This is a genomic window from Ahrensia marina, from assembly GCF_042140245.1.
Taxonomy (GTDB): domain Bacteria; phylum Pseudomonadota; class Alphaproteobacteria; order Rhizobiales; family MH13; genus MH13.
Genome location: NZ_CP159483.1, coordinates 2,303,175 through 2,327,930, shown reverse-complemented (window position 1 = coordinate 2,327,930; position 24,756 = coordinate 2,303,175). Strand labels below are relative to the sequence as shown.

General features: G+C 58.2%; 20 protein-coding genes. 12 read left to right on the top strand and 8 right to left on the bottom strand.

The genetic code is table 11. From position 1 onward, the window contains the following. Positions 1-14 precede the first annotated feature (14 nt). Positions 15-3,329, top strand: coding sequence for a DUF2126 domain-containing protein (locus tag ABWH92_RS11325; RefSeq protein ID WP_375568405.1), 3,315 nt, complete (start codon positions 15-17; stop codon positions 3,327-3,329). 9 nt (positions 3,330-3,338) lie between these two features. On the opposite strand, the gene ABWH92_RS11320 is transcribed toward ABWH92_RS11325, so the two are convergent. Both ABWH92_RS11320 and ABWH92_RS11315 read right to left on the bottom strand, forming a co-directional pair. Further along, the gene (locus ABWH92_RS11320; RefSeq protein WP_375568403.1) at positions 3,339-4,187 is read right to left on the bottom strand and encodes a GntR family transcriptional regulator; all 849 of its coding nucleotides are present in this window, start codon (positions 4,185-4,187) and stop codon (positions 3,339-3,341) included. 150 nt (positions 4,188-4,337) lie between these two features. Continuing rightward, positions 4,338-4,823: a fasciclin domain-containing protein gene (locus ABWH92_RS11315; RefSeq protein ID WP_375568401.1), complete on the bottom strand. Its 486-nt coding sequence runs from the start codon at positions 4,821-4,823 to the stop codon at positions 4,338-4,340. 269 nt (positions 4,824-5,092) lie between these two features. Between ABWH92_RS11315 and uxaC the strand changes: the two genes are divergently transcribed. The 3 genes from uxaC (at position 5,093) to ABWH92_RS11300 (ending at position 9,360) form a co-directional block, all read left to right on the top strand. Continuing rightward, a complete protein-coding gene (gene uxaC / locus ABWH92_RS11310) occupies positions 5,093-6,568 on the top strand; it encodes a glucuronate isomerase (protein ID WP_375568399.1) in 1,476 nt (491 codons plus the stop codon). Further along, complete coding sequence (locus ABWH92_RS11305; protein ID WP_375568397.1) at positions 6,565-8,025, top strand: mannitol dehydrogenase family protein; 1,461 nt, start codon at positions 6,565-6,567, stop codon at positions 8,023-8,025. Before uxaC ends, ABWH92_RS11305 begins: the two co-directional genes overlap by 4 nt. A gap of 270 nt (positions 8,026-8,295) precedes the next feature. Continuing rightward, positions 8,296-9,360, top strand: coding sequence for an alpha/beta fold hydrolase (locus tag ABWH92_RS11300; RefSeq protein ID WP_375568395.1), 1,065 nt, complete (start codon positions 8,296-8,298; stop codon positions 9,358-9,360). A gap of 49 nt (positions 9,361-9,409) precedes the next feature. On the opposite strand, the gene ABWH92_RS11295 is transcribed toward ABWH92_RS11300, so the two are convergent. After that, complete coding sequence (locus ABWH92_RS11295) at positions 9,410-10,177, bottom strand: FadR/GntR family transcriptional regulator (RefSeq protein WP_375568393.1); 768 nt, start codon at positions 10,175-10,177, stop codon at positions 9,410-9,412. A 275-nt stretch (positions 10,178-10,452) separates the two neighbouring features. On the opposite strand from ABWH92_RS11295, the gene ABWH92_RS11290 reads away from it, so the two are divergent. The 5 genes from ABWH92_RS11290 to denD all read left to right on the top strand — a co-directional run bounded on the left by ABWH92_RS11290 (position 10,453) and on the right by denD (position 17,323). Next, positions 10,453-11,436, top strand: a complete 984-nt coding sequence (locus ABWH92_RS11290; RefSeq protein WP_375568391.1) for a substrate-binding domain-containing protein — start codon at positions 10,453-10,455, stop codon at positions 11,434-11,436. A 61-nt stretch (positions 11,437-11,497) separates the two neighbouring features. Continuing rightward, positions 11,498-13,393: a sugar ABC transporter ATP-binding protein gene (locus ABWH92_RS11285; protein ID WP_375568389.1), complete on the top strand. Its 1,896-nt coding sequence runs from the start codon at positions 11,498-11,500 to the stop codon at positions 13,391-13,393. Position 13,394: 1 nt separating this feature from the next. After that, complete coding sequence (locus ABWH92_RS11280; RefSeq protein ID WP_375568387.1) at positions 13,395-14,372, top strand: ABC transporter permease; 978 nt, start codon at positions 13,395-13,397, stop codon at positions 14,370-14,372. Positions 14,373-14,383: 11 nt separating this feature from the next. Further along, the gene (locus ABWH92_RS11275; protein WP_375568385.1) at positions 14,384-16,321 is read left to right on the top strand and encodes a hypothetical protein; all 1,938 of its coding nucleotides are present in this window, start codon (positions 14,384-14,386) and stop codon (positions 16,319-16,321) included. 3 nt (positions 16,322-16,324) lie between these two features. Continuing rightward, positions 16,325-17,323, top strand: a complete 999-nt coding sequence (denD, locus tag ABWH92_RS11270; protein WP_375568383.1) for a D-erythronate dehydrogenase — start codon at positions 16,325-16,327, stop codon at positions 17,321-17,323. Positions 17,324-17,398: 75 nt separating this feature from the next. Here denD and ABWH92_RS11265 read toward each other — a convergent pair whose 3' ends face one another. From ABWH92_RS11265 to ABWH92_RS11245, 5 genes are all read right to left on the bottom strand, one after another. Beyond that, a complete protein-coding gene (locus ABWH92_RS11265) occupies positions 17,399-18,961 on the bottom strand; it encodes a 2-isopropylmalate synthase (protein ID WP_375568381.1) in 1,563 nt (520 codons plus the stop codon). 314 nt (positions 18,962-19,275) lie between these two features. Further along, positions 19,276-20,205: a PhzF family phenazine biosynthesis protein gene (locus ABWH92_RS11260; protein ID WP_375568379.1), complete on the bottom strand. Its 930-nt coding sequence runs from the start codon at positions 20,203-20,205 to the stop codon at positions 19,276-19,278. A gap of 98 nt (positions 20,206-20,303) precedes the next feature. Next, positions 20,304-20,657 carry a BA14K family protein gene (locus ABWH92_RS11255; protein WP_375568377.1) on the bottom strand — a complete coding sequence of 118 codons (354 nt, stop codon included), beginning with the start codon at positions 20,655-20,657 and terminating at the stop codon, positions 20,304-20,306. A 48-nt stretch (positions 20,658-20,705) separates the two neighbouring features. Continuing rightward, the gene (locus ABWH92_RS11250; RefSeq protein WP_375568375.1) at positions 20,706-21,050 is read right to left on the bottom strand and encodes a BA14K family protein; all 345 of its coding nucleotides are present in this window, start codon (positions 21,048-21,050) and stop codon (positions 20,706-20,708) included. 86 nt (positions 21,051-21,136) lie between these two features. Further along, positions 21,137-21,928: a sulfite exporter TauE/SafE family protein gene (locus ABWH92_RS11245; RefSeq protein ID WP_375568373.1), complete on the bottom strand. Its 792-nt coding sequence runs from the start codon at positions 21,926-21,928 to the stop codon at positions 21,137-21,139. A 100-nt stretch (positions 21,929-22,028) separates the two neighbouring features. Here ABWH92_RS11245 and ABWH92_RS11240 point away from each other — a divergent pair, with 100 nt between their 5' ends. The 3 genes from ABWH92_RS11240 to ilvC all read left to right on the top strand — a co-directional run bounded on the left by ABWH92_RS11240 (position 22,029) and on the right by ilvC (position 24,709). Next, the gene (locus ABWH92_RS11240) at positions 22,029-22,775 is read left to right on the top strand and encodes a pyridoxine 5'-phosphate synthase (RefSeq protein ID WP_375568371.1); all 747 of its coding nucleotides are present in this window, start codon (positions 22,029-22,031) and stop codon (positions 22,773-22,775) included. Between the two features lie 224 nt (positions 22,776-22,999). After that, positions 23,000-23,677, top strand: coding sequence for a TetR/AcrR family transcriptional regulator C-terminal domain-containing protein (locus ABWH92_RS11235; protein ID WP_375574240.1), 678 nt, complete (start codon positions 23,000-23,002; stop codon positions 23,675-23,677). A gap of 12 nt (positions 23,678-23,689) precedes the next feature. After that, positions 23,690-24,709 (top strand): ketol-acid reductoisomerase, encoded by a 1,020-nt coding sequence (gene ilvC, locus ABWH92_RS11230; RefSeq protein WP_375568369.1) that lies wholly within the window; start codon positions 23,690-23,692, stop codon positions 24,707-24,709. Positions 24,710-24,756: the final 47 nt, after the last annotated feature.

Genomic DNA, 24,756 nt, shown 5'->3' with positions numbered 1-24,756 from the left:
CACAAAGGCTTTTCATGTCCCTGCTCGCCTCGCTTACCCACACAACGCGCTACACCTATGACCGACCGGTCACCCTCGGCCCTCAGCTGGTTCGGTTGCGCCCGGCGCCTCACACGCGTTCGCGCATCCCGTCCTATGCGCTGACCATCAAGCCCGAAGGCCATTTCATCAATTGGCAGCAAGACCCTCACGGCAACTGGGCTGCCCGGATTGTTTTCCCCGAGCCGGTGCAAGAGTTTTCCATTGAGGTCGATCTTCTGGCGGACATGGCGATCATCAATCCCTTCGATTTCTTCATCGAACCAGAAAGCGAAGAGCTCCCCGTCGTCTACAGTGATCGCTTGAATCACGATCTGATGGCCTACACACGCGTTGAATCACAAGGTGAACTGTTTGACTCTTTTTTGCAGGAGGTCGACGCAAGCCCTCAAAATACAACAACTTTTCTGGTCAGCCTGAATCAAAAGGTGAGCGATGCGGTTGAGTATATCATTCGCATGGAGCCGGGTGTGCAGACGCCGCATGAGACATTGGAAAAAGGGCGCGGCTCCTGCCGAGACTCAGCTTGGTTGATGGTGCACTTGCTGCGCCATCTGGGCTTCGCGGCGCGTTTCACCTCCGGCTATCTGATCCAGCTAAAGCCCGATGAAAAAGCGTTGGATGGGCCTGCTGGCACCGATCATGATTTCACCGATCTGCACGGCTGGACCGAGGTCTACATTCCTGGCGCTGGGTGGATAGGCCTTGACCCAACATCTGGCCTGCTCTGCGGCGAAAGCCACATCCCGCTGGCGGGAACCCCACATTATGAAAACGCAGCCCCTATTGAGGGCGTAGCAAGCGCTGCCAATGTCGACTTTCATTTCGATATGCGTGTTGGTCGCGTTGATGAGCGCCCACGCGTTACCGCCCCCATCGCCGACGAGGCCTGGGAAACGTTGCTAACGGTCGGCGATCAGGTCGATGACGGACTGGTAAAAGACGATGTCCGCCTCACCATGGGCGGTGAGCCAACCTTCATTTCCATCGACGATCTGGAAGGGGAAGAGTGGAACACATCGGCCGTCGGCCCGACAAAGCGTAAGCTTGCTGATGAACTGACCCATCGCCTCGCTGATCGGTTCGCGCCGGGCGGCTTCCTGCATTATGGCCAGGGCAAATGGTATCCTGGCGAGAGCCTCCCACGCTGGAACTTCGCGATCTATTGGCGTGCCGACGATAAGCTGATCTGGGAGGACCGCTCGCTCTTTGCCCGCGAGCCACTGGAAGGTGAAACATCAGACAGCGCCATCGCCAAAGAAGATGGTCCAGTTGCGGCTAAGACGCTCCTGCTCCTCATCGCACAGCGCCTTGGCGCAGACAGCGCTCACCTCATGGCAGCCTATGAAGACACGGCTGCCTGGCTCTCCAAAGAAGCGGCATTGCCAGACAATGTGACACCCGAAAACGCCAAGCTTGCGAGCGCCGAGGATCGCGCCCGCATTGCCCGCGTGTTTGACCGTGGCTTGACTGAACCAACAGGCTACGTGCTGCCGCTCGCCCGCCATGATGATGTGGAGTCCGATCAGCGCTGGGTGTCAGAGGCCTGGAGCCTCCGCCGCGATCAGCTGTTCCTGGTGCCCGGAGATTCCCCCGTTGGCTATCGCCTGCCGCTGGACTCCCTGCCGCACCTGGAACCGGAAGACTTTCCCTACATCGAGCCGGAAGACCCGCTTGCCGACAAACCACCGCTATCCGACCCAGACGCCATCCGCGCTCGTGTCAGCGAGCCCAAAACCGGCACGCCCGAACCAACCCATCAGCACGTGCGCACCGCACTGACCATTGAGCCACGCGACGGCAAGCTCTGCGCCTTCATGCCGCCAACAAAGACAGTCGAAGACTATCTGGAACTGGTCACAGCCATCGAAGAGGCAGCCAAAGAAACCGGCCACCCAATCCAGATTGAGGGCTATCATCCACCTGCCGACCCGCGCATCAGCGTCATCAAGGTCGCGCCCGACCCAGGCGTGATCGAAGTGAATGTGCATCCGGCCAGTTCCTGGCGTGATGCGGTTTCAATTACCGAGGCCGTCTACGAGGAAGCACGGCTTACACGCCTTGGCACCAACAAATACATGGTCGATGGCCGCCACACCGGCTCAGGTGGCGGCAACCATGTCGTTGTTGGCGCTTCCAAAGCGCCTGACAGCCCGTTCCTGCGCCGCCCTGATCTGCTGAAAAGCATCATCACCTACTGGCAGCGCCACCCGTCCCTCTCCTACTTGTTCTCCGGCCTCTTCATCGGGCCAACCAGCCAAGCCCCGCGCGTTGATGAGGCCCGCCATGACACGCTCTACGAGCTTGAGATCGCGATGGCGCAGGTGCCCCATCCTGAAGAGGACGAACCGCCTGCCCCTTGGCTGGTCGACCGACTGTTTCGTGATTTGCTGACAGATGTCACGGGCAACACCCACCGCGCTGAGATTTGCATCGACAAGCTCTACTCACCCGATGGCCCAACGGGCCGCTTGGGTCTGGTGGAATTTCGCTCGTTTGAAATGCCACCATCAGCACGCATGAGCCTGGCGCAGCAGCTTCTCATACGCGCGATCATTTTGATGTGCTGGCGCGAGCCCCAAACCCCACCGCTCGCCCGTTGGGGTACGGCTCTTCATGATCGTTTCATGCTTGGCGCGTTCCTCTGGGAAGACTTCTTGTCAGTCATCGGCGATCTACAACAGGCAGGGTTCGCCTTCGACCCAGACTGGTACCGGGCGCAGTATGAATTCCGCTTCCCACAGTTTGGCGCAATCAGCCACAATGGCGTCTCTATGGCGGTTCGTGGGGCTTTGGAGCCCTGGCATGTGCTAGGTGAGGATGGCGTTGCTGGCGGCATGTCGCGCTATGTCGACAGCTCCGTGGAACGCATTCAGGTGGAAGCAACCGGTTACAATCCGGCTCGCCACGCCATCACGTGCAATGGTCGTCAGGTGCCTATGCATGCTACAGGCGCAGGCACACATGCGGGCGGTGTGCGCTACAAAGCCTGGCAACCCTGGCGCGGCCTGCATCCATCCATTCCAGTGCACGCTCCCCTTACCTTCGATATTGTCGATCGTTGGAACGGCCGCGCGCTCGGTGGCTGCCGGTACCATGTGGGCCATCCAGGCGGACGCAACTACGAAACCCCACCGGTCAACGCTTATGAGGCCGAAGCGCGCCGGCTGGCACGCTTTGAAGCCATGGGGCACACGCCTGGCGCCGTTACAGTGAAGGAAGAAAAGCCCAACCCATTCTTCCCCTATACGCTGGACCTGCGCACCCCTGGACCAGACGAAACACGCTAAGCATCCCCGTCAAGGCCGCGGGGATGCATGCACCACATGCAGATCGACCCGCGTGGTGCACAAAGCCGTTTGAAGGACAAAAACAGGAGCCACCGATCCCGCCGGGCCAACATGGTTGGCCACAGCCTCGACCACTGTAAGCAACGAGGGAGGCTTGATCTTCAGCAGACCACATTCACGATCATCAGCCTGACGCGCTGCAACAGTGGTTTTGGCGGGATGAAAGTGATCGTAGCCATAGCTTGCCAGGGCCTTTTGTAAGGAGCCCTCCCTTCGCAAGACATCAAGGAAGCGCGGAAACGCATCACGCGCCAACCTGATGGTCGCCAAAGCCAGCGGCACATCATCGGCAGTAAGGCGCAATTCAATCTCATGAACCCCATGGATGGTGGGTAAGCCGAGCAGTGCACCCATCTTTAGGCCCGCCTCAACCTTGCGATCGCGTACCAGTGAGCTGGAAAGCGTTGTGAGGCCGGGCCAAACGGCATCAGAGATCGGGTCCTGACCATCAAGCTGGTAACGCACCTTTTCACCGGTGGTGATAAAAGTCCCGCGTCCCTGTGTGGTGGCAATCAGACCGTCTCGAGCAAGGTCGGCCAAGGCGCGACGAACCGTGTGACGGTTCACCCTAAAATGAGCGGCCAGCTCCAACTCAATGGGAAGACGGGCTCCGGGCTGCCATTCGCCGAGCTGAATAGGATTGCGCAGAGCAGCCGCAATCTGTCGCCAAATCGCCCCCTCACCGCGCGTTTTACGCCCCTTGTCATGATTGCCCTGCTCGAAAGGTGGCAACGGAACACTCGCCTCCACGGCCGGTGGTGCTGGAGGGCTGACAAGAGGAAGGTTTTTACGGGGCATTGGTGTTCTGAGGCTGATACGTGACTGTGCCCAAAACTCTAAGATCAGCAGATCAGAATGCCAAAAGAAAACGGACCGAACACCCAAGGGCATCCGGTCCGCATCAATAAGTTATCATCGGTCAGATCAATCGATCAGACCAGCAAAGTCTCAGTGACCGTTTGCATCCGGGATAAGCACGGAGTCGATCACATGGATGACGCCATTGTCGGCGTGAATGTCCGCTGACACCACATTGGCACCATCCACAGTCACCGAGCCGTGGGACTTGGTCACACGCAAAGTATCAGCGGTGTTGAGGGTGCGTACCGGAATGGAGCGGCCGGGCAGATCGGTCGAGCGCAGTTCGCGTGGCAAAACATGGTAGGTCAGGATCGCAACAAGCTGATCACGGTTCTCTTCCAAGAGCAGTGAGTCGACTGTGCCCTCTGGAAGAGCCGCAAAAGCTTCATCGGTTGGGGCAAAAACCGTAATGTTGTCGGTTGTGGCCAGTGCATCAGCAAGGCCGGCGGCGGTGGCAGCGGCAAGAAGCGTGTTGAAGATACCGGCTTCAGAGGCTGTCTCAACAACATTGGCAGCCTGTGCACCGGTGGCAATCATGGTTGTGCCAGCAAGGGCAAGGATCAGTTTACGCATGGATATGTCTCCCTGGACATTCGTTTTGGTAAGCTCGGACATGGGCGGAAAACGCCGGATACCGTGAGCGGGTCATGTCGTCAGCACCCCCGAATGTCCCGCGCCTGATCAAGGTGCGTCCCTGCTGTTGACGGGCTTCCTACGGGGCGCTGAACGCAGCGGTTTGGCAGATAACGCGTCTGTGAACACGCGTGATCACCGTACCGCGAGACAAACGAGCGCCCTTGTCCGCACCCAGGCCAAACGATAACCCTCGCGCCACGGCGCATATGGCCGACGCATTGGTCGAAACACTGGGCAAAGCATTGGGAAGAGACGTGCCAACTGAAACTGCTGCAACCGCTTTGCTACACGAAGACCGATTGTTTCCAGTTGATCCGTCGGTCCGCGCCATCACCCGGCGCCTTTACAATCAGATCAAAGATTTGCCGCTTGTTTCACCTCACGGGCACACGGACCCGGCCTGGTATGCGCGCAATGAGCCATTCCCGGATCCAGCACAGCTGTTCGTGGTGCCCGATCACTACGTTTTTCGCATGCTGTACTCGCAGGGCGTTCCGCTGGAAAAACTGGGCGTGCCACATGCCAACGGAACGGCTGTTGAAACCGATGGGCGCACCATCTGGCGACTGTTCGCGGAGCACTATCATTTGTTCCGCGGCACGCCGACGCGCATGTGGCTCGATCATGCGTTTTCTGATCTGTTCGGGCTTCAGGAGCGCCTCTCCCCATCCAACGCCGATGCGGCCTATGACCGTATTGCTGAGTGCCTGACGCAGGATGCCTATCGCCCCCGTGCGCTTTTTGAGCGGTTCAACTTGGAAGTGATCGCGACCACCGAAAGCGCACTGGATGATCTGGCGCATCACAGAGCCATTCAGTCCTCCGACTGGAACGGGCGCGTGATCTCAGCCTATCGACCCGACGCGGTGATCGACCCGCAGTTCGAAGGGTTCCATGACAATCTGAAAATGTTTGGACGTCTGACCGGCGAAGACACTCTAACGTGGGATGGGTATCTGCAAGCCCATCGCAAACGGCGCGCCTTTTTTAAGGAAGTCGGCACCACATCCAGCGACCATGGCCACCCAACGGCGCGAACGGCAGACCTTTCAGACACCGACAAACGCGCGCTCTTCAACCGGGTGACCCAAAGTGCGGCAACTTCAGAGGACGCCGAACTGTTCCGCGCCCAGATGCTGACCGAAATGGCGATCATGAGCTTGGACGACGGGTTGGTGATGCAAATCCACGCCGGCTCGCACCGCAATCACAACGGCCCGCTTTTCCAACAGTTCGGTCGTGACAAAGGCGCCGATATTCCAGCACCCACAAATTTTGTCGATGGCCTAAAACCACTGCTCTCCAAGGTTGGCAACGAACCTGATCTCAAGATCATCGTCTTTACGTTGGATGAGACCACCTATGCCCGCGAATTGGCCCCCTTGGCCGGACACTACCCTTGCCTCTATCTCGGACCAGCCTGGTGGTTCTACGACGCGCCAGACGGTATGAAGCGCTACCGTGATCTGGTCACTGAAACCGCAGGTTTCTACAACACGGTCGGTTTTAACGATGACACGCGCGCTTTCCCCTCTATCCCTGCACGCCATGATGTGGCCCGCCGGATAGACTGCGGTTTTCTGGCCGAACGCGTGGCTGATCACCGCTTGGATGAAGACGAAGCCAACGAGATCGCCCATGACCTTGCCTATGGTCTCGCCAAGAAAGCCTACAAACTATGACCCGCCTGTCAGCCGCCACCCTTGGCCAGGTGCCATCATCGGTCCAAACACCAGCCTATGATCGTAGCCGTGTGACGGTTGGCATTGTCCATCTCGGCATCGGTGCTTTTCACCGTGCGCACATGGCAGCCTATGTGGATGATGGGCTGGCCGATGATCTTAGCTGGGGCATCTGCGGTGTCAGCCTGCGCTCAGCAACCACCAAGACAGCGCTGGCCCCACAAGACGGGCTCTACGCGCTGGGTGTCCAATCAAGCGATGGGCTAAGCCCCCGTGTTCTTGGGGCGGTGACAGAGCTGCTGGTCGCTCCGGACGAACCGGAAACGCTTGATCAACGCTTGGCAGACTCCAATGTGCGGATCGTATCACTCACGGTGACCGAGAAGGGCTATTGCCATGATCCTGCAACCGGTCGTCTCAACGCCGATCACCCTGACATTCAGCATGATTTAAACACAGACGGGTTTCCCAAATCGGCCATCGGATGGCTTGCTTATGGTCTGCTCACGCGCAAAGCAGCAGGGGTAGCGCCCTTCACCATCCTCTCCTGTGACAACCTGCCCTCGAACGGAGCCACGCTCAAACAGGTACTTGCCGACTTCGTAGCGCTCAAAGCACCGGCACACACGGCATGGTTTGAAGCCGAGGTCGCCTGCCCTTCATCCATGGTGGATCGCATTGTGCCCGCCACATCTGATGAAGATCGAGACGCCATCCATCAGGCAACAGGTCTGGACGACGCTTGGCCGGTTATGACGGAGCCTTTCAGCCAGTTCGTGGTCGAGGATCGTTTTCCTTTGGGACGGCCAAATTGGGAAAAGCACAGCGTGACGATGGCCGCAGACGTTGAACCGTTTGAACGGATGAAGCTACGCATGCTCAATGGCAGCCATTCCACACTGGCCTATTTGGGGTATCTGGCTGGCGATGAGACCGTGGCCGACACAATGGGCGATCCCGCGTTCAAGGCACTGATCGGCACCATGATGAGTGACGAAATCATGCCAACGCTCTCAATGCCCGATGCCATTGACCTACTGGCCTATCGCGATGCGCTGCTGGAGCGCTTCTCCAACACGTCACTGAAACATCGCACCTGGCAAATCGCCATGGATGGCTCACAAAAACTGCCGCAGCGACTGCTGGGCACCATCAGCGACCGATTGGCAAGTGGCAAGCCATTCGACCGTCTGGCGCTCGGTGTGGCCGGGTGGATGCGCTACGCGCTGGGCACGGACGAACAGGGCCAGCCCATCGATGTCCGCGACCCCATGGCCGATGCCTTCAAACAGATCGATACAGGCAGTGCAGACGACCGTGTGCGCCAGTTCCTAGCGCTAGAGCCCATCTTTGGAACCACCCTTCCTGCCAACTCCCTATTTGTTGAAACGGTGTGCGCCAAACTGCATCAACTGCAAACCCTTGGCGCGCGCGCAACCATTAAAGCCAACGCCTAGCAACTTTGGCCATAAGCCACCAAGTCATTGTAATATATATGATTTAGTCGCATTTCAGCTTGCGATGTAACAAATCACTGGCCCCTATGGATGGGGCCGCACTGCACCGTCAGCGCGCCCCAAAACAGCAACGCAAACACCTCCCCCAGCCCTATGCCGATAGGTCAGCGCGATCCCCGCCCGTTGACAGCTTGAAAAAAGCTGACCTCCTAACTGGTATTGAGGCCGGATCAGCAGACTAGTTAGAACGCCGGCCCAAGGGAGGAAAAAATGACCATTCGACTTGCAACAGCCTTTGCGATTCCACTCGCCCTTTCCGCGATGGCCGCCAACGCTCAGGAATATCCAGAGCCGCAGCGCGGCACTTACGTCATCGAGAATTTTGAGTTTCAGACGGGCGAAGTTCTGCCGGAAATGAACGTCAGCTACCTGACCATTGGGGATCCAGCCAACCCACCTGTTCTGATCACGCACGGCACGACGGGTCAGGCAACATCGATGCTTGGCAGCGCCTTTGCCGACAATCTCTATGGCCCAGGACAACCACTTGATGCCGAGAGGTATTTTCTGATCCTGGTCGACACCATTGGCGCGGGCCAGAGTTCAAAGCCGTCTGATGGACTGCGCACAGACTTCCCCGAACACACGTTGCTCGACATGGTGAATGCGCAAAAAATGCTGCTTGAAGACCATCTGGACATCGATCATCTGCACCTGAAGATCGGTTTCTCAATGGGCGGGATGCTCACCTGGACGTGGTTGACCGAATACCCTGACTTTATGGATGGCGGCGTTCCTATCGCCTCGCTTCCTGGGCCAATGGCTGGTCGCAACTGGATGATGCGCCGCATGGTGATTGATGCAGTGCGCGATGATCCAGCTTGGAACAATGGCAACTATGACGAGCAGCCCCCTATGCTGCGCTACATGTCAGCTTGGTTTGGTATTGCGACATCCAACGGCAATCTGCGTCTGCAAGAGATCGGCGCCACAAGGGAACTGGCCGATGCCTTTGTCGATGAACGCAAAGAACAGCAGACCGTCGGTGACGCCAACGATGTGATGTATATGTGGAACGCATCGCGCGACTTCGACCCGACGCCACTGTTGGGCGACATCCAAGCCGATGTTCTGGTTCTTCTCAGCCAAGATGATGAGCGCAATCCAGTCGAGCTACCGATGCTTGAGGAAAACATGGCGCTGATCCCCAACGCGGAGATGTACATCGTCCCGGAGGACAACCAGACCCGCGGACATGGGACGACATACAACGCATCTTACTACGCCGATGTCCTGGCCGACTTCATGGCGCAGTTGCCCAACGCACCTGAGTAACCAACTTAAAAGAAGCAAAGATAAAAAGGGCGCTTCTGGGCACCCTTTTTTAGATGGAGAGCGCTTCCTTGGCCAAAGGCTTGCCATCCAAAAAAGCACGCGTGGTGACATAGATGCGCATGGCATGCTCCACCACTTTGCTTTCGGCAAGATCAGGATCAGCAGCCTCTAGAGCGGCCAATATGGCACGATGATCCGACAAGCTTTCGGCGATTGAGCCGGGTTCGGCAACGATGCGTCGGCGATGGTCGAGAAGATGGTTGTAAAGCGACATCGCCACATCAAAGAAAACATCATTGCCCGCAGCGCGATAGAGCGCAGCGTGAAACTCCCGGTCGCACAGAAGAAAACGCACAGGATCATCACCGCATTCTTCCTGCGCTGCAATCGATGCGCGCAGTGTCGCCAATCCCTCTTTCCCAATACGCCGGGCAGCATCAGCAGCGATACGGCGCTCCACCAGAAGCCGCGCCTCATGCACGCTTTCCAGGTCATAGGGGCCATCAAAACCCGCCGCCCGAGGCCCGCGAACCAGCGAGCGCGTGTCAGCGGTTGCCACTGTTGTGCGCGCGCCATGCGCGACGCGCAAAATGCCGTGAGAGGCAAGAATACCGATCGCACCGCGAACCGTTTCGCGGCTCACCGACAGCGATGCTGCCAGCTCACGTTCACCGGGAAGTTCATCGCCCACGGAGAGCACGCCTGAGGACACCAAAGCGGCAAGTTTTTCAGCAATTGTCTCACGAACCGAACGACGCGAGACATCGCCCATAAGGGCTTTGGTTTGCTCAAGCGGCATCCGTTTGGCTGAGTCCATGGTGTCGTTTTTCCTCAATTGCAGGCGCAAAAAAGCAGATAGCAGGTCCGTGCTGCGGAATATAGCGCCGCAGACAAAGGCGCTGTTGAAGTCGCTACGCAAACACCGACCAAGCAGATGGTTCAGTGAGATGTTGACAGTTATTCATCAATGGTACAGTGTCCAGACCAGTAGTCCAAAAATGGTGCCATCGAGCGCCGCAAAAATCGAGCCGTCTTGCCAACCGGTGACGGCCTGAACAGCCGAAACGGCATTTCCATGGGAGGAAACCAAATATGATCAATCGCAGAACTTTTGGAAAAACGCTGTCTGCCGCGCTCGCGACAGGCTTGCTGGCGATGGGCTCGCCAACACAAGCGCAAGAAAACGGTGAACTGGTCTACATGACACCTGGCCTTGATCTAGCGTTCTGGCGCTATGTCTCCGAGGGCGTGCGCTCGGTTGCCGAAGAAAATGGCTACGGTTTTTCCGCGCTTGATTCCACCAACGACCCGCAAACACAGCTTCAAAATGCGCAAGATGCTATTGCTCGTGGCGTGGCGGGCATCATCCTGTCTCCGACAGATAGCTCCACCGCACCTGCCGTGCTGCAACTGGCACAGGACGCCGACATCCCCGTGGTGATTGCCGACATCGGCACCGATTCTGGTGAGTTTGTTTCCGTCATCGGATCGAACAACTACGAAGGCGCCAACGGCGTTGGCCAGGCGCTTGCAGCCGCTATGCAAAGCGCAGGCACCGCAGATGCCAGCGTTGGCATCATCGGCATCAGTCAGGCGCGTTTGAACGGCCAAGCCCGTACACAAGGCTTTCTTGATGCGATGGCTGAAGGCGGCGTGACCGGCGATGCAGGATTGCAGCAAATGCAGGCCTACACAGCCGATGAGACCTTCCGCTTTACCCAGGACATGATCACTGCCAACCCGGATCTGGGCGGCATGTTTGCGCAGACCGATGGCCCGACCCTTGGTGCATTACGCGCGATCAGAGCTGCGCGGATGACCGGCGACGTGCTGGTGGCGGCGTTCGATGGTATTCCAGAGTTTGTGCCTCTGCTTCAGTCAGGCGACTTGGTCGTTTCCGGCATGCAGCAGCCCTATCTGATGGGTGTGCGCTCAGCCGAAGCCATGCTTGAGCATCTGGGCGGCGGCACTCCGGACAAGGAAATCACTGTTCCGATTTTGATCGTGACGTCGGACAACATCGATGAGATGTTGCCAACGATTACCGAAACGGTTTTCGCGAACGAAATCGAATGAACTGGGTCGGTTCTGCTGGGGAGAGGCGCGTCCTCCCCCCGGCAGAATCGGTCCTTCTGCCATGGAACAAGTCCAGTCGTCACATGACATTACGGCGCGTGCAGAGCCTTTGCTCACCGCCCGTGGTGTTTCCAAGCATTTCGGCAAAACCCATGCCCTTGTCGATGCGTCTCTAACGCTTCGCCCGGGCGAGGTCACCGGCTTGCTCGGCGCCAACGGCGCTGGAAAGTCCACCCTGTCGCGGATCGTTTCCGGCCATATTCAGCCAACAGATGGCGACCTGACCTTTGATGGCGCACCGCTCGCCCTCTCTTCAACACGCGATGCCTTGCGGCAGGGCATCGCCCTGGTTGCGCAAGAAACCTCGCTCGCGCCTGATCTTTCTGTCCTGGAAAATGTGTTCCTGCCCGACCTGGCGAACCCGGGACGCCTTTCGTTTCGCGCCATGCGCGCCCGTGCGACTGACCTCCTGGCGGATTTGGGCCACGAACATGCCCTGCCCTTGGATGCTGAGGTGCGCACCCTGTCGGCGGCGCAGCGCCAGTTGGTCGAGATCGCCAAGGCCCTCGCCCTGGATGCAAGGCTGGTGATTTTCGATGAACCAACCGCATCTCTATCAGCAACCGAAGTCGACCGACTGTTTGACATTGTTGATCGCCTGCGCGCCGGTGGCCGCGCACTTGCCTTCGTTTCACACCGGCTGGAAGAAGTTTTCGCCATCACCGACCGCGTGACCATACTGCGCGAGGGCCAAGCCGTCTGTGAGGATGTGGCAACATCCAGCCTGACCCAAGGCGATATCATTCAGCACATGGTGGGTCGCGATCTCGGTGCCATCTACACAAAACGAGATGTTGCACCAGACGCCGCTGGCGAGACCGTGTTTGAAGTCCATGGTCTGAAGGCGACCCCTTGGGTGCGTGACATGAGCTTTTCTGTGCGTGCTGGTGAGATCATGGGCTTGGGCGGCCTGGTTGGCGCGGGACGTTCCGAAGCCATGGAAGCGATCTGGGGCCTGCGCAACCGACAGGCTGGCGAAATTTTGGTTCATGGCAAGCCGGTCAATCTGCGCAAGCCCGCCGATGCCGTGCGCGCAGGCATAGGCTTCGTGCCCGAAGATCGCCGCGCGCAAAACATCGTGCCGGACCTTTCGGTGCGGGAGAATTTGCTGATTGCCCAGATGGGCCAGCATCGCGGTTTCCTGCGAGGCTATGGCCGTAAAGCCGAAGAAACTGCTGCACTGCTCGCTGATCTTGGCTTGCCTGCAGATCGGCTGGACACGAGCCTGCTGAACTATTCAGGTGGCATGCAGCAAAAGATCATTATCGCCCGATGGCTGCTCACGGCACCGGAAATCTTGATCCTGGATGAGCCGACCAAAGGCGTGGACATCGGCACACGGTCGTCGATCTATCGCATCTTGCAAGACGCCGCCGACAAGGGGTTGGCGGTTATCGTCATTTCGTCCGACTTTGAAGAGCTGCTTGGACTTGCTGAGCGCATCGTGGTCGTTTCCGATGGCGTCACCATAGCTGACTTGCCTTCCGAGCTGCTGACCGAAGAGAAGCTCACCCTGCTGGCAGCACCGCGCACATCCACCGAACGCAACCAGGCCGTGCTCAGCGACATTTCAACAACACATGGTGGCGATGCGTTTTGGATCCTGCTCGACAAAGACGAAACGATTTGCCTTGCGCAGGCCGGTGCGCAACTTTCCGGCTTGGTGCCTGGTCAAGCTGCGGCCGCGCACGAGACGCGCATCCCGCAAGCAATCAGTTCCCTTGGCGATAGCTTTGTTGTCGAAGCTGATGGCCATCAGACCTTGCTCACCCAAATGACCGACCGACGAGGCCATGATCTTGGCTGGATCGGTCTGACGCTGCCCGCCAATGCCGCCTTGCCAGAGCCCGGCGATGTACGAGCCCGCGTCCATAACCTTACCCATCTGGAGACCTGATATGGCGGAAACCACGAGCAATGCGAACGGCTCAAGCCTTGCCGGAACAGTGTTTCGCAGCCTGGAATTCAGGATGCTCTGCCTGGCCCTGCTTCTGGCTGTGGTCTTGTCGTTCGCATCGCCCTTCTTTCTGACTGAACGCAACATCTTCAACATCCTCGATCAATCGGTCGTCATCGGCATTGTTGCTGTTGGCATGACATTCGTGATCCTCACTGGCGGTATTGATCTGTCGGTTGGCGCGGTGTTTGGCCTCACGGGCATCATTTTGGCCCAGGCGCTGCAAATCATGCCGATCCCCATGGCCATACCGCTGGCCATTCTGGCCGGGGCTGGCATCGGGCTGTTTTCCGGCATCTTGATTGCCGTGTTTGGCCTGGCACCCTTTGTGGTGACGCTTGGCGTCATGGCCATCGGGCGCAGCCTATCCTTCATCTTCTCCGGTCAGCGCAGCATCTCAGGTCTGCCACCGGAGCTGGACTCCATCGTCTACTCAACTTTCTTGGGCATCCCTGCCAACGTGCTCTTCCTCATAGGGCTTTACCTTTTGGCCTGGGGGTATCTCACCTACACCAAGGGTGGGCGCACCATTTACACCATCGGATCGAACCATGAAGCAGCGCGCGCAGCCGGGCTTTCCACGATGTTCTATTCGATCTTGCCCTATGTGATTTCAGGCGCCCTAGCCGCTGTCGCCGTCACATTCAGCCTGGCGCAGATCATGTCAGCCGACCCTCTTGCTGGGAACCAACTGGAGCTGGACGCCATCGCCGCCGTCGTGATCGGTGGCGCGAGCCTCTATGGCGGACGCGGTTCGATCATCGGCACGCTTTTGGGCGTGTTGATCATGGTGATGATCCGCAATGGCCTGAACCTGATGGGCGTATCGCCGTTCTGGCAGGGCACCGCCATCGGCTCCATCGTCATCATCGCGCTTTTGGCAGAACGCCTCATCAACTGGCGCTCCGCGCGCGCCTAGAGGGAGACACCATGCAAAACCCATCCCGCGCCATCGCACTCTACGGCACCGAAGAAGATGTACCTGCACCCCGCATCCTACGTGCAGGCAAGCTTTCAGCCGAGCTAGAAGCAGGCAATCTGCGCTACATCCGATGGGATGGCGAAGAGGTGCTACGCGCCGTGTCTTTCATCGTGCGTGACCGTGACTGGGGCACCTATGCCCCTGAGATTTCAAACCTTGCCGTTGAAGAAGACACCAACGCATTCAAAGTGTCGCTCAACGCCGTTGCGCAAGGCGAAGGCGAAAGCTTTGCCTATAACGCACAGATCGAAGGACGCTCGGATGGCACACTGATCTTCCATGGTCGTGGCACAACCCAAACCGGTTTTGAAACCAACCGTACCGGCTTTGTGATCCTGCATCCCATCGATGGCGTTGCTGGTGCTCCCGTCACCATCGAACACACCGATGGCCGCGTGGTGGACGATCATTTTCCAAAAATCATCGATCCGGTCCAACCCATGATGGATTTGCGCGCCCTCTCCCACCAAACACCGGGTGGATTGGCGGTGAAGGTTCTGATGGAAGGCGACACCTATGAGATGGAGGATCAGCGCAACTGGACCGATGCCTCGTACAAAACCTATGTTCGTCCGCTGGCTCTGCCCTGGCCTTACCAGATCGCGCCCGGTGAAATCATCGATCAGACCATCACGGTCTCCGTCAGCGGAGAGAGCGGTGAAAAGGTGGCGCTTGGCGCTGTTGACTTGGTTCCAGGGGCGCCCGCTGGCGCCGTTCCACCCCTCGGCATTGGCCTACGACCGGAAAACACGGCAACAAGCTCTGCTGCAATCGATGCCCTGAAAGCCCTCGGGGTTCACCACATGGTGCTCCACCATGACCCGCGCGCTGGCCACGACCAAGCATCTCTCAAGGCCATGGTGGATGTGGCCCACGCCGTCGGTGCGGAGCCATGGCTTGAAGCCGTGATTGAAAACACCAGCGACCAAGGTGCCCACGACGAAATCGCGGCACTGGGCAAGATCGCAGTACACTTGGGCAATCCGTTTGCCACGGTTCTCATTTCCCCGGCTCCTGATCTGAAATGCACGCTACCAGGCTCAGTGTGGCCGGACGCACCGGATGCCCAGGCGCTCTATCAACAGACACGCAATGCGTTTCCAGATGCGCGTATTGGCGGAGGCATGTTCAGCTATTTCACGGAGTTGAACCGCAAGCGGCCACCGGCTGATGGGTTGGACCTGGTTTCCTTCACAACGTCACCCATGGTTCACGCAGGCGATGATCGCTCCGTGATGGAAACCCGCGAAGCCCACGGCGCCATTGCAGCGTCCGTGTCTGGCATCGCGGGCAACACCCCATGGGCGGTTGGTCCTTCGGCCATCGGCATTCGCGACAATCCCTACGGCGCGTCTGCCAAGGACAATCCAGACAACATCCGCCAGGCGATGAACCGCAACGATCCACGGCAACGCGGCCTGATGGGGGCTGCTTGGACCCTTGGCTACATTGCAGATTTCGCAGAGGGTGGCGCATCGGCCATCGCCATGGGCGGTGCCACCGGACCCTTCGGCGTTCTCTCTGCACCGGGTGATGATCCGGACCCCTGGTATGAAGGCAAGGGTGGTCTCTATCCGGTTTTCCATGTTCTTCGCGGCTTGGCAAATTTGCATGGCACGGAGAGGCTTGCGCTGAATCTTCCAGCCTCAGGCCCTGTTGCTGCCATTGCCGCGCGCACCCAGGAAGGCACCGAGATCTGGGCCGCCAACACCGGGCCTGAGAAAGCAGAGATCACCTTGCCCCGCGTTGCACGTATTGCTGTGCTGGACGCCAGTAGCTTCGCGGCAGCCGCCGAAAACCCCACTCATTTTGACACGCTTGCCGACCATCAAAACGCCCTTGCTCTGGACGGCTTTGCTATCGCTCGCATTCTCCTGAAAGGCTAATTTATGCACGTTGCAATCATAGGCGCTGCGGGCATGATTGGCCGCAAGCTGGCTGAACGGATCGCCGATACCGGCAAGATGGGTGGCGCCTCGGTCGACGCCCTGACCCTGATCGACGTTCACGCGCCCAACGTGGCCGAGCACTTTGCAGGCACCCGAACGGCCTTGGCCGCAGACCTCTCCAACGCGGGGACAATAGCGGGGCTGATCGCTCAAAAACCCGACGTCATCGTGCATCTGGCTGCGATTGTTTCCAGCGAGGCCGAGGCTGACCTGGAAAAGGGTTACCGGGTCAACCTGGACGGCACTCGTGCTCTGTTTGAGGCACTGCGCCACGCTGAAGGCTACACGCCACGCCTGATCTATGCCTCCTCACTTGCCGTGTTCGGTGCCCCCTTCCCCACGCGCATCCCCGACGATTTTCAGCTGACGCCGCAGTCGAGCTACGGCACGCAAAAAGCGATGGGCGAGTTGCTGCTGGACGACTATTCACGCCGCGGCTTCTTGGACGGTGTGGGAATTAGGTTTCCCACCATTTGCATCCGACCAGGCAAGCCCAACAAAGCCGCCTCCAGTTTCTATTCCAGCATTCTGCGTGAACCGTTGAACGGACAACAAGCGGTCTTGCCCGTCAGTGAAGATGTGCGCCACTGGTTTGCCAGTCCCAGGGCTGCTGTTGGCTTCATTGAGCATGGCGCAACACTGAACAGCGCATTGCTTGGTGCACGCAGAAGCATGACGATGCCTGGCGTGTCAGCCACCGTTGCTGATCAGATCGAAGCTCTGCGCGTGGTCGCCGGTGACAAAGCTGTCGCGCTCATCCGCCGCGAGCACGACCCCGCAATCGCCAGCATTGTTGAAAGCTGGCCACGTGATTTTGACACAGCACGCGCGAACCAAATGGGCTTTCGCGCAGAAACATCCTTCCGAGAGATCATCGAGGTCTACCTGGAGGATGAGATGGATGGGCAAGGTCCAAACGCGATGCGCCCTGTGGCGTAAAGCCATGCTTCCGCTGCCAAAAAGCAAAAAACGCGGGGGCAAGCCCCCGCGTTGTCATCAAACAGCAAAAAGCCGTTAGCTCGCCTGCAACACATCCACCGGCGGCCGCTCGCGGCGCATGGCCAGCTTGTTGAGCGCCGAGACATAGGCTTTGGCGGAGGCGACCAGCGTGTCGGCATCGGCCGAACGCCCGGTGACAATGCTGCCGCCCTCTTCCAGCCGCACCGACACTTCGGCCTGCGCGTCGGTCCCTTCGGTCACCGCATGCACCTGATAGAGCGAGAGGCTTGCCTCATGCGGCATCAGAGCCTTGATCGCGTTGAACACAGCATCAACAGGGCCAGTGCCAGTGGCTTCCACCGTGTCGTGCGTCCCATCGACGTCCATGGTGAGGATGGCCTTCTGCGGGCCACCGGTACCAGCAATCACCGTCAGCGCCAGCACATGGTTGCGCTCACGGCGTTCGGTGATTTCGGTCTCCACCAGCGCTTCAATGTCTTCGTCATAGACATGCTTTTTGCGGTCAGCCAGCTCTTTGAAACGGTTGAACGCGTCTTCAAAGGCATTGTCGCCAAGCTCAAAGCCAAGGCTCACCAGCTTCTCTTTGAACGCATGGCGGCCTGAATGCTTGCCCATGACAAGGCTTGTCTCACGCACACCCACATCCTCAGGGCGCATGATTTCATACGTCTCGGCGTTCTTCAGCATACCATCTTGGTGAATACCGGATTCATGGGCGAAGGCGTTTTTGCCGACAATCGCCTTGTTGTACTGCACAGGAAAACCGGAAACTGCCGCGACCAGTTTGGAAGCACGCGTCAGGAAGGAAGGGTCGACCGCAGAGGCATAAGGCAACGCATCGCCGCGGGTGCGGATCGCCATCACGATCTCTTCCAGTGCGGCATTGCCCGCGCGCTCGCCCAGACCATTGATGGTGCATTCCACCTGACGGGCACCGCCAGCAACGCCGGCCAGTGAGTTGGCGACCGCCATACCCAGATCATCATGGCAATGGACAGAGAAAATCGCCTTATCGGAATCCGGCACACGCGCTCGGATGTCCTCAAACATTGTTTTGTACTCTTCCGGCGTGGCATACCCAACCGTATCGGGCAGGTTGATGGTGGTTGCGCCTTGTTTGATGGCCTCATCCACGCACTTGGCCAGAAACTCGATCGGCGTGCGGGTGGCGTCCATCGCCGACCACTCTACATCGTCCACCAAGTTGCGGGCCCGCGCGACGGTGGACTTCACGATCTCCAGCACCTCGTCTTCGCTTTTGCGCATCTGGTGAGCCAGGTGGATCGGTGAGGTGGAGACAAAGGTGTGGATGCGACCACGCTTGGCGAGCTTCACAGCCTCACCTGCCCGGTCAATATCGGCATTGATGGCGCGTGCCAGGCCAGCAATGATAGCGCCATTAGAGCGTTTTGCGATCTCACTCACGGCCTCAAAGTCGCCATTGGAAGCGATAGGAAAGCCTGCTTCGATGATATCGACGCCCATCTCTTCAAGCAGTTCAGCAACTTGAAGCTTTTCTTCCAGCGTCATCGACGCGCCGGGTGATTGCTCGCCATCGCGCAACGTGGTGTCAAAAATGCGAACGTAGTCGCGGTGTGATGGATCGATGTCTGACATCGTGAAGTCTCCTTGTGCGCTCTAGTGTCGGCACAATCTCAAAATGCGGGTTAGCAGCTTTTGAAATCCCCTAGAAGCCCGGTCCTTAAGGAAGAACCGACAGCGCCTAGGGGCAGATAAGGAGGAGGCCAGCCCCGTTGAGGCATGCATCTAGGCGCAGGCGTGAGGCCGCCAGCGTCTCTAGGTTCTGCAAGAAGGATGTGTGCTCACGCATCCGAAGGGTCGCCATATCTCGTTCAAAGCACATCACAGTGCGGCCTGATCGTTACTCAGTCCTTAACGCCTATGCAAGGGCAACAAAAGGAACAGATTTATCAAAGCAACAGTGTGCCCTCGGCAACACACACCGCATCGCCACCCAACCTTGAGGCACTCAAATGGCCATTAGGATCGATATCCAGCTCAAGCTCGATGATCGACGGTCGCCCCATGACGAAACCCTGCTCGATCTTCAAACGATGTGAGCCTTCCATCGGCGCATCGAACGCAACAATGGCGCCCGACAACGAGGCAACGCCAGAACCAGTGGCTGGATCTTCGCGCACCGAACCACCCACCGGCCACATCATCCGTGCAGCAAACGCGCTGTCGGCATTCACGGTCTCGCGGGTGTAGATATAGACGCTGTCATGGTTTTGGCCGCCGTTAAACAGCTCGGCAAAAAGGGGGCCATTGGGGGTGATGCTGTTCAAAGCGTCCAGATCATGAAGTGGCACGCAGAAATAGGGTAAACCGCCATCAAGCTGCGAGGGAACATGGTTTTCAAACCCTATCTGATGGGGTGATAGGCCGAGCGCCAACGCGACATCGTCCTTGTCAGGTTCCCATGGCAGTTGCTTGGGCATTGTCACCAAATCGAACTCTGCAAACCCACTGGTGCGGCTCGCCTGGTCGGCATCAACGTTCACCGCCGCGCGGATCAAGCCCACCTCTTCTTCCATAAGCACCAGGCCGGTCGATAAGCCATCGGCAACGCTATCACGCGCCAAAGCTACAGCAGCGCCGATGGTGGGATGGCCAGCGAAGAGCAACTCTCGGTCCGGCGTGTAGATGCGTAGCCGAGCGGTGTGCACTGGGTTCGTTCCATCAAACAGGAACACCGTTTCGGAGAGGTTGAACTCTTTAGCGAGTTTCTGCTGATCGGCGTCTGAAAGGTCCTGCTCGCGCAGATCCACAACCGCCAGCGGATTGCCCGTCATCGGCGTATCGGTGAAAACATCGTAGATACGATAGGGAATGGTCATGGGCAGAGCCTCGCTGAACGAACCGAAGCTCTGCCCTACGCGTGTCGCTGCGCTAGGGTCAACCGATCAAAAACGACAGCCCACTGGAAGACGAAAACTTACTGAATGTACGGTGAGCGGCAGTGATGATGCTGCCCGCTATACGCCAGGAACAGGTTCGTGCGCGGATTGTACGAGCGGAAGCGGTGCGTGCAGTACTCCAGATGGTGGGCCCAAAGGGGGCCTGACCCGAAGGCGTAACGGTGCCCGCGATAGGCATAGTGCATCTGTTGAAGCGCCCGCACCTCATGGTGGATGACGATGGTCGTGCGGCTTTGCACAACAACACCGCCCACCATCTGACCATGGGCCGGATAGTGGCGAACGCCGTGCGCCTCGGCACTCGGAACGGTCAAACCCGCGCCGATAAAAAGGGTCAGTGCGGCAAAACACGCTTTGGCAAACTGTCTCATGAAACCATCCTTAAGCTTGAGTGTTGCCGCACTGATTTTCTAAAAATCCTAACGAATCCAGGGCGATCGGCAGTGCCGGTAGTTGCCTGAATAGGCCAGGAACAGGTTTGTATGGTGGTTGTAGGAGCGGTAACGCCCGTAGCAATACTGAACGTGCTGGTTCCACATATGGCCATGGCCAAAACGCACAGGATGACCGCGATACATGTAGTATTGCGGCTGACGATGGGCATGAACCTGGCTGGCCAAAATGGTCGCCGTCACGCCACCAATGATCAGCCCTGCGATCAACGCACCGCGCCGTCCATTGTGAGCGTCTGCTGTATCAACCGACACAGCAAACATTGAACCAGCCAGCAACGTTACTGCCGCCAGTGAAAGAAAACGTTTCATGCGCAAGCTCTCCTCAAAGCTTCGTGAAAGTGCCCTCCAAGGAAAGGTTAGCACATCGTTAACCTTCTGAGGCCCCGTGAAACGCCTTACGCATTGACCAGCAGTGAAGCTCCGTTGCGAATGATCAAAGAAACGCCAAGAATTGCGATGCCAGCCAGGAAGAGTTTGCGAAACATCTCTTCAGAAAGAAGGTTGCGAAGCCGCTCGCCAATCGCCAGTCCGATAAGGGCTGGGGGTATGCAGAGTGCTGAAAGCAGCAGCAAAGGCGGCGTCATGATCGCCTTAGCGCCAAAAACCAGCCCGATCATCGCGGTAGAAAGCATGAACAACAGGCCAAGTGCCTGCACCAGTTCATCACGCTTCAAACCCAGTGACTGCAAAAAGAGCCCGCCAGGAATGATAAAAATACCGGTGATGCCGGTGATCAGTCCATTGATGATGCCGAGCGCGAAACCGAACGGCTTTTCTTGGGCGCGTGTCACGCGAATCTCATAGCGCAGTGCGCTTATGGCAGCGAACGACACTGCAAGCAGGCCAAGCATCAGGCCTGGATAGGCCTCATTGACCTGGAGCTGGATCGTAATTCCAAACCAAATCAACCCAATGGCCGGGATGAGAAACGGCCAAAGCCGTTTGACCAGCGCTATCAGGTAAGGACCGCGAAAAGCTTGGCGTACATTGGTGATCAGCGAGGGGCCAACATTGGCAGCAATGGCCGTTGTGAGCGGCATGATGAGCGCAAGCAATGTGATGGCAAACAGCGGCATGCCAAAGCCAACAACGCCTTTGATGATGCCTGCGAGGAAAAAGATTATCACCGCCAGCGCAACAGTCTCAGGCTCCAGAGCAGCAAGGGCGGACAGAATAGGCTCGATCATGGATCGTCCCTTACGCCCCAGCCGACCGCAACACCAGTCACACCCTTGACCAATCAGACGCCCGAGCGCATCACTCGCGCCTAGCCAACGGAGCATGCCCATGACCACTCAGCTTTCGGTCAACGTCAACGCCATCGCCTATCTGCGCAATCGTCGCGATCTGCCTTGGCCATCGATCATCGATTTGGCGCGGCTCTGCCTGGACGCTGGCGCTGTTGGCATCACGGTGCACCCTCGCCCCGATGAGCGGCACATACGCACGACGGACGTCCATGAGATCAAAGCTCTGTTGCAGGAACCAGCCTACCAGAACGCTGAGTTCAACATGGAAGGCTACCCTGAAGAGCGTTTTTTGGCGCTGTGTGAAGAGATCAAGCCCGATCAGGTGACGCTCGTGCCGGACGATCCGTCCCAATCCACCTCTGATCACGGTTGGGATGTGCCGGCCCACGCGGACATGCTGAGCGACGTGATTGCTCGCATGCAAAGCTTCGGTGCGCGCGTGTCCTTGTTCCTCGACGCCGACCCAGACATGGTTCCACATGTCAAAGCAGTCGGTGCAGAACGGATCGAACTTTATACTGGACCCTATGGCCACACATTCGAAGCAGCCGCCAAGGCAGACGAACTTGCCAAGCTGAAAGCAACCGCCGAAGCCGCGGACGCGTTGGGGCTGGGCATCAATGCCGGGCACGATCTAACCATCCAAAACCTACCGCCCCTGATTGAGGCCGCGCCCATGATTGCCGAGGTCTCTATTGGTCACGCGCTGACCGCCGATGCCCTCACCCATGGGTACGCACAGGCCGTCACGCTCTATCGGCAGGCGTGTGGGCAAGTTACTTAAAGCAAGACTCCGCGTCATCCTCGCCCTTGTGGCGAGGATCCATTCCTCTGAACCTCTTCTAACCATGGCGGCATGGATCCCTGCGACAAGCATAGGGATGACGACCGTCAGATAACTCGCACCACCATCCCCCTTGACGGCCTCTAACTTTTGCTGTTCATAGCCGTACCGAACCGTACAGTACGGACTTCATCGTAGGGCAAAGTTTAGGACATTCCGTGGCCATCGCGAACGACAATCAATCAGGTGACACAAGCGCAGAACCGCACGAAAGCTCGGAGTTTTCACCGCGCCAAAATGCCGTGCTCGCCGTCGCACTGAGCATGCTGGTGGACGGTGGCGAGAAAGCGTTGACCACCGCAGGTCTTGCCAAAGCCGCCAACTGTTCGAAAGAAAGCCTCTACAAATGGTTTGGCGACCGCGATGGCATTTTGGCGGCCATCGTTGTCTACCAAGCCTCCAAAGTGCGCGGAGTCGATGAGCGCGCCACGCCATCCACGCCAGAGGCTTTCAAAACCGCCCTCACCGCCTTCGCTGAAGACCTGCTTGCTGTGTTGCTTTCCAACACGTCGCTGGCACTCAATCGGCTGTCTATCGGGCAGACACCGGGAGAAAGTACACGGGGCGACAATCCAGGCCTTGGCGCCATTCTGGTCGACAAGGGCAAGCGTCGCATCGAGGGGCGTGCCATTCATCTGCTCACCCACGGCAAACGGCAACGCTTCATCGCCTTTGATGATGCGGCCACCGCCTATTCCACCCTCTACGGCCTCATCATCGGCGATGCGCACATCCGCGCGCTGCTCGGCGATGACCCGCAAATCAACGAAGATGGCCAGAAGGCGCATGCCGCCCTGGCCGTCGACCAGTTCCTTACCCTTCACTCTATCGAACGCTTCTAACGGGAGACTTCCATGCGCGTTTATTACGACCGCGATGCGGACATTAATCTGATCAAGGACAAAGGCGTCCTGATCGTCGGCTACGGCTCGCAGGGCCATGCCCATGCCCTCAACTTGCGCGATTCCGGCGTCAAAGACGTGCGCATCGCGCTTCGCGAAGGCTCAGCCACGGCCAAGAAAGCCGAAGGCGCGGGCTTCACCGTTATGACGCCCGCTGAGGGCGCCAAATGGGCAGACGTTGTCATGATGTTGACGCCAGACGAGCTGCAAGGCGACATCTATGCCCAGAGCCTTGCTAGCAACATGAAAGACGGCGCTTCGCTGGTCTTCGCCCACGGCCTCAACGTGCACTTCAACCTCATCGAGCCACGCGCTGATCTGGACGTGTTCATGGTCGCGCCAAAGGGTCCTGGCCACACGGTGCGCTCAGAATATCTGCGCGGCGGCGGGGTACCTACACTGATTGCCATCCATCAGGATGCGACTGGCAACGCCCACGACATCGCCCTTTCCTACGCCTCGGCCAATGGCGGCGGCCGCGCAGGCATCATCGAGACAACCTTCCAGGAAGAGTGCGAAACCGACCTCTTCGGCGAACAAGTCGTGCTTTGTGGTGGCCTTGTGGAACTCATCCGCGCTGGCTTCGAAACCCTGGTGGAAGCAGGCTACGCGCCGGAGATGGCCTATTTCGAGTGCCTACACGAGACCAAACTGATCGTGGATCTGATCTATGAAGGCGGCATCGCCAACATGAACTATTCCATCTCCAACACGGCGGAATATGGCGAGTATGTCACGGGCCCTCGCATCATCACGCCGGAAACCAAGGCGGAAATGAAGCGTGTTCTGGAAGACATCCAGTCAGGCAAGTTCACCCGTGACTGGATGCTGGAAAACAAGGTCTCACAGACCTCGTTCAAAGCGACCCGCGCCCGCAACGCTGCTCACCCGATTGAAGAAGTTGGTGAAAAGCTGCGCGGCATGATGCCTTGGATCAGCGAAAAAGCACTGGTCGACAAAGAGAAGAATTAACCGAGCGGCGCGGTCGGGCCGCAGGCTCGGAGCGAAGCGCCTAAGAA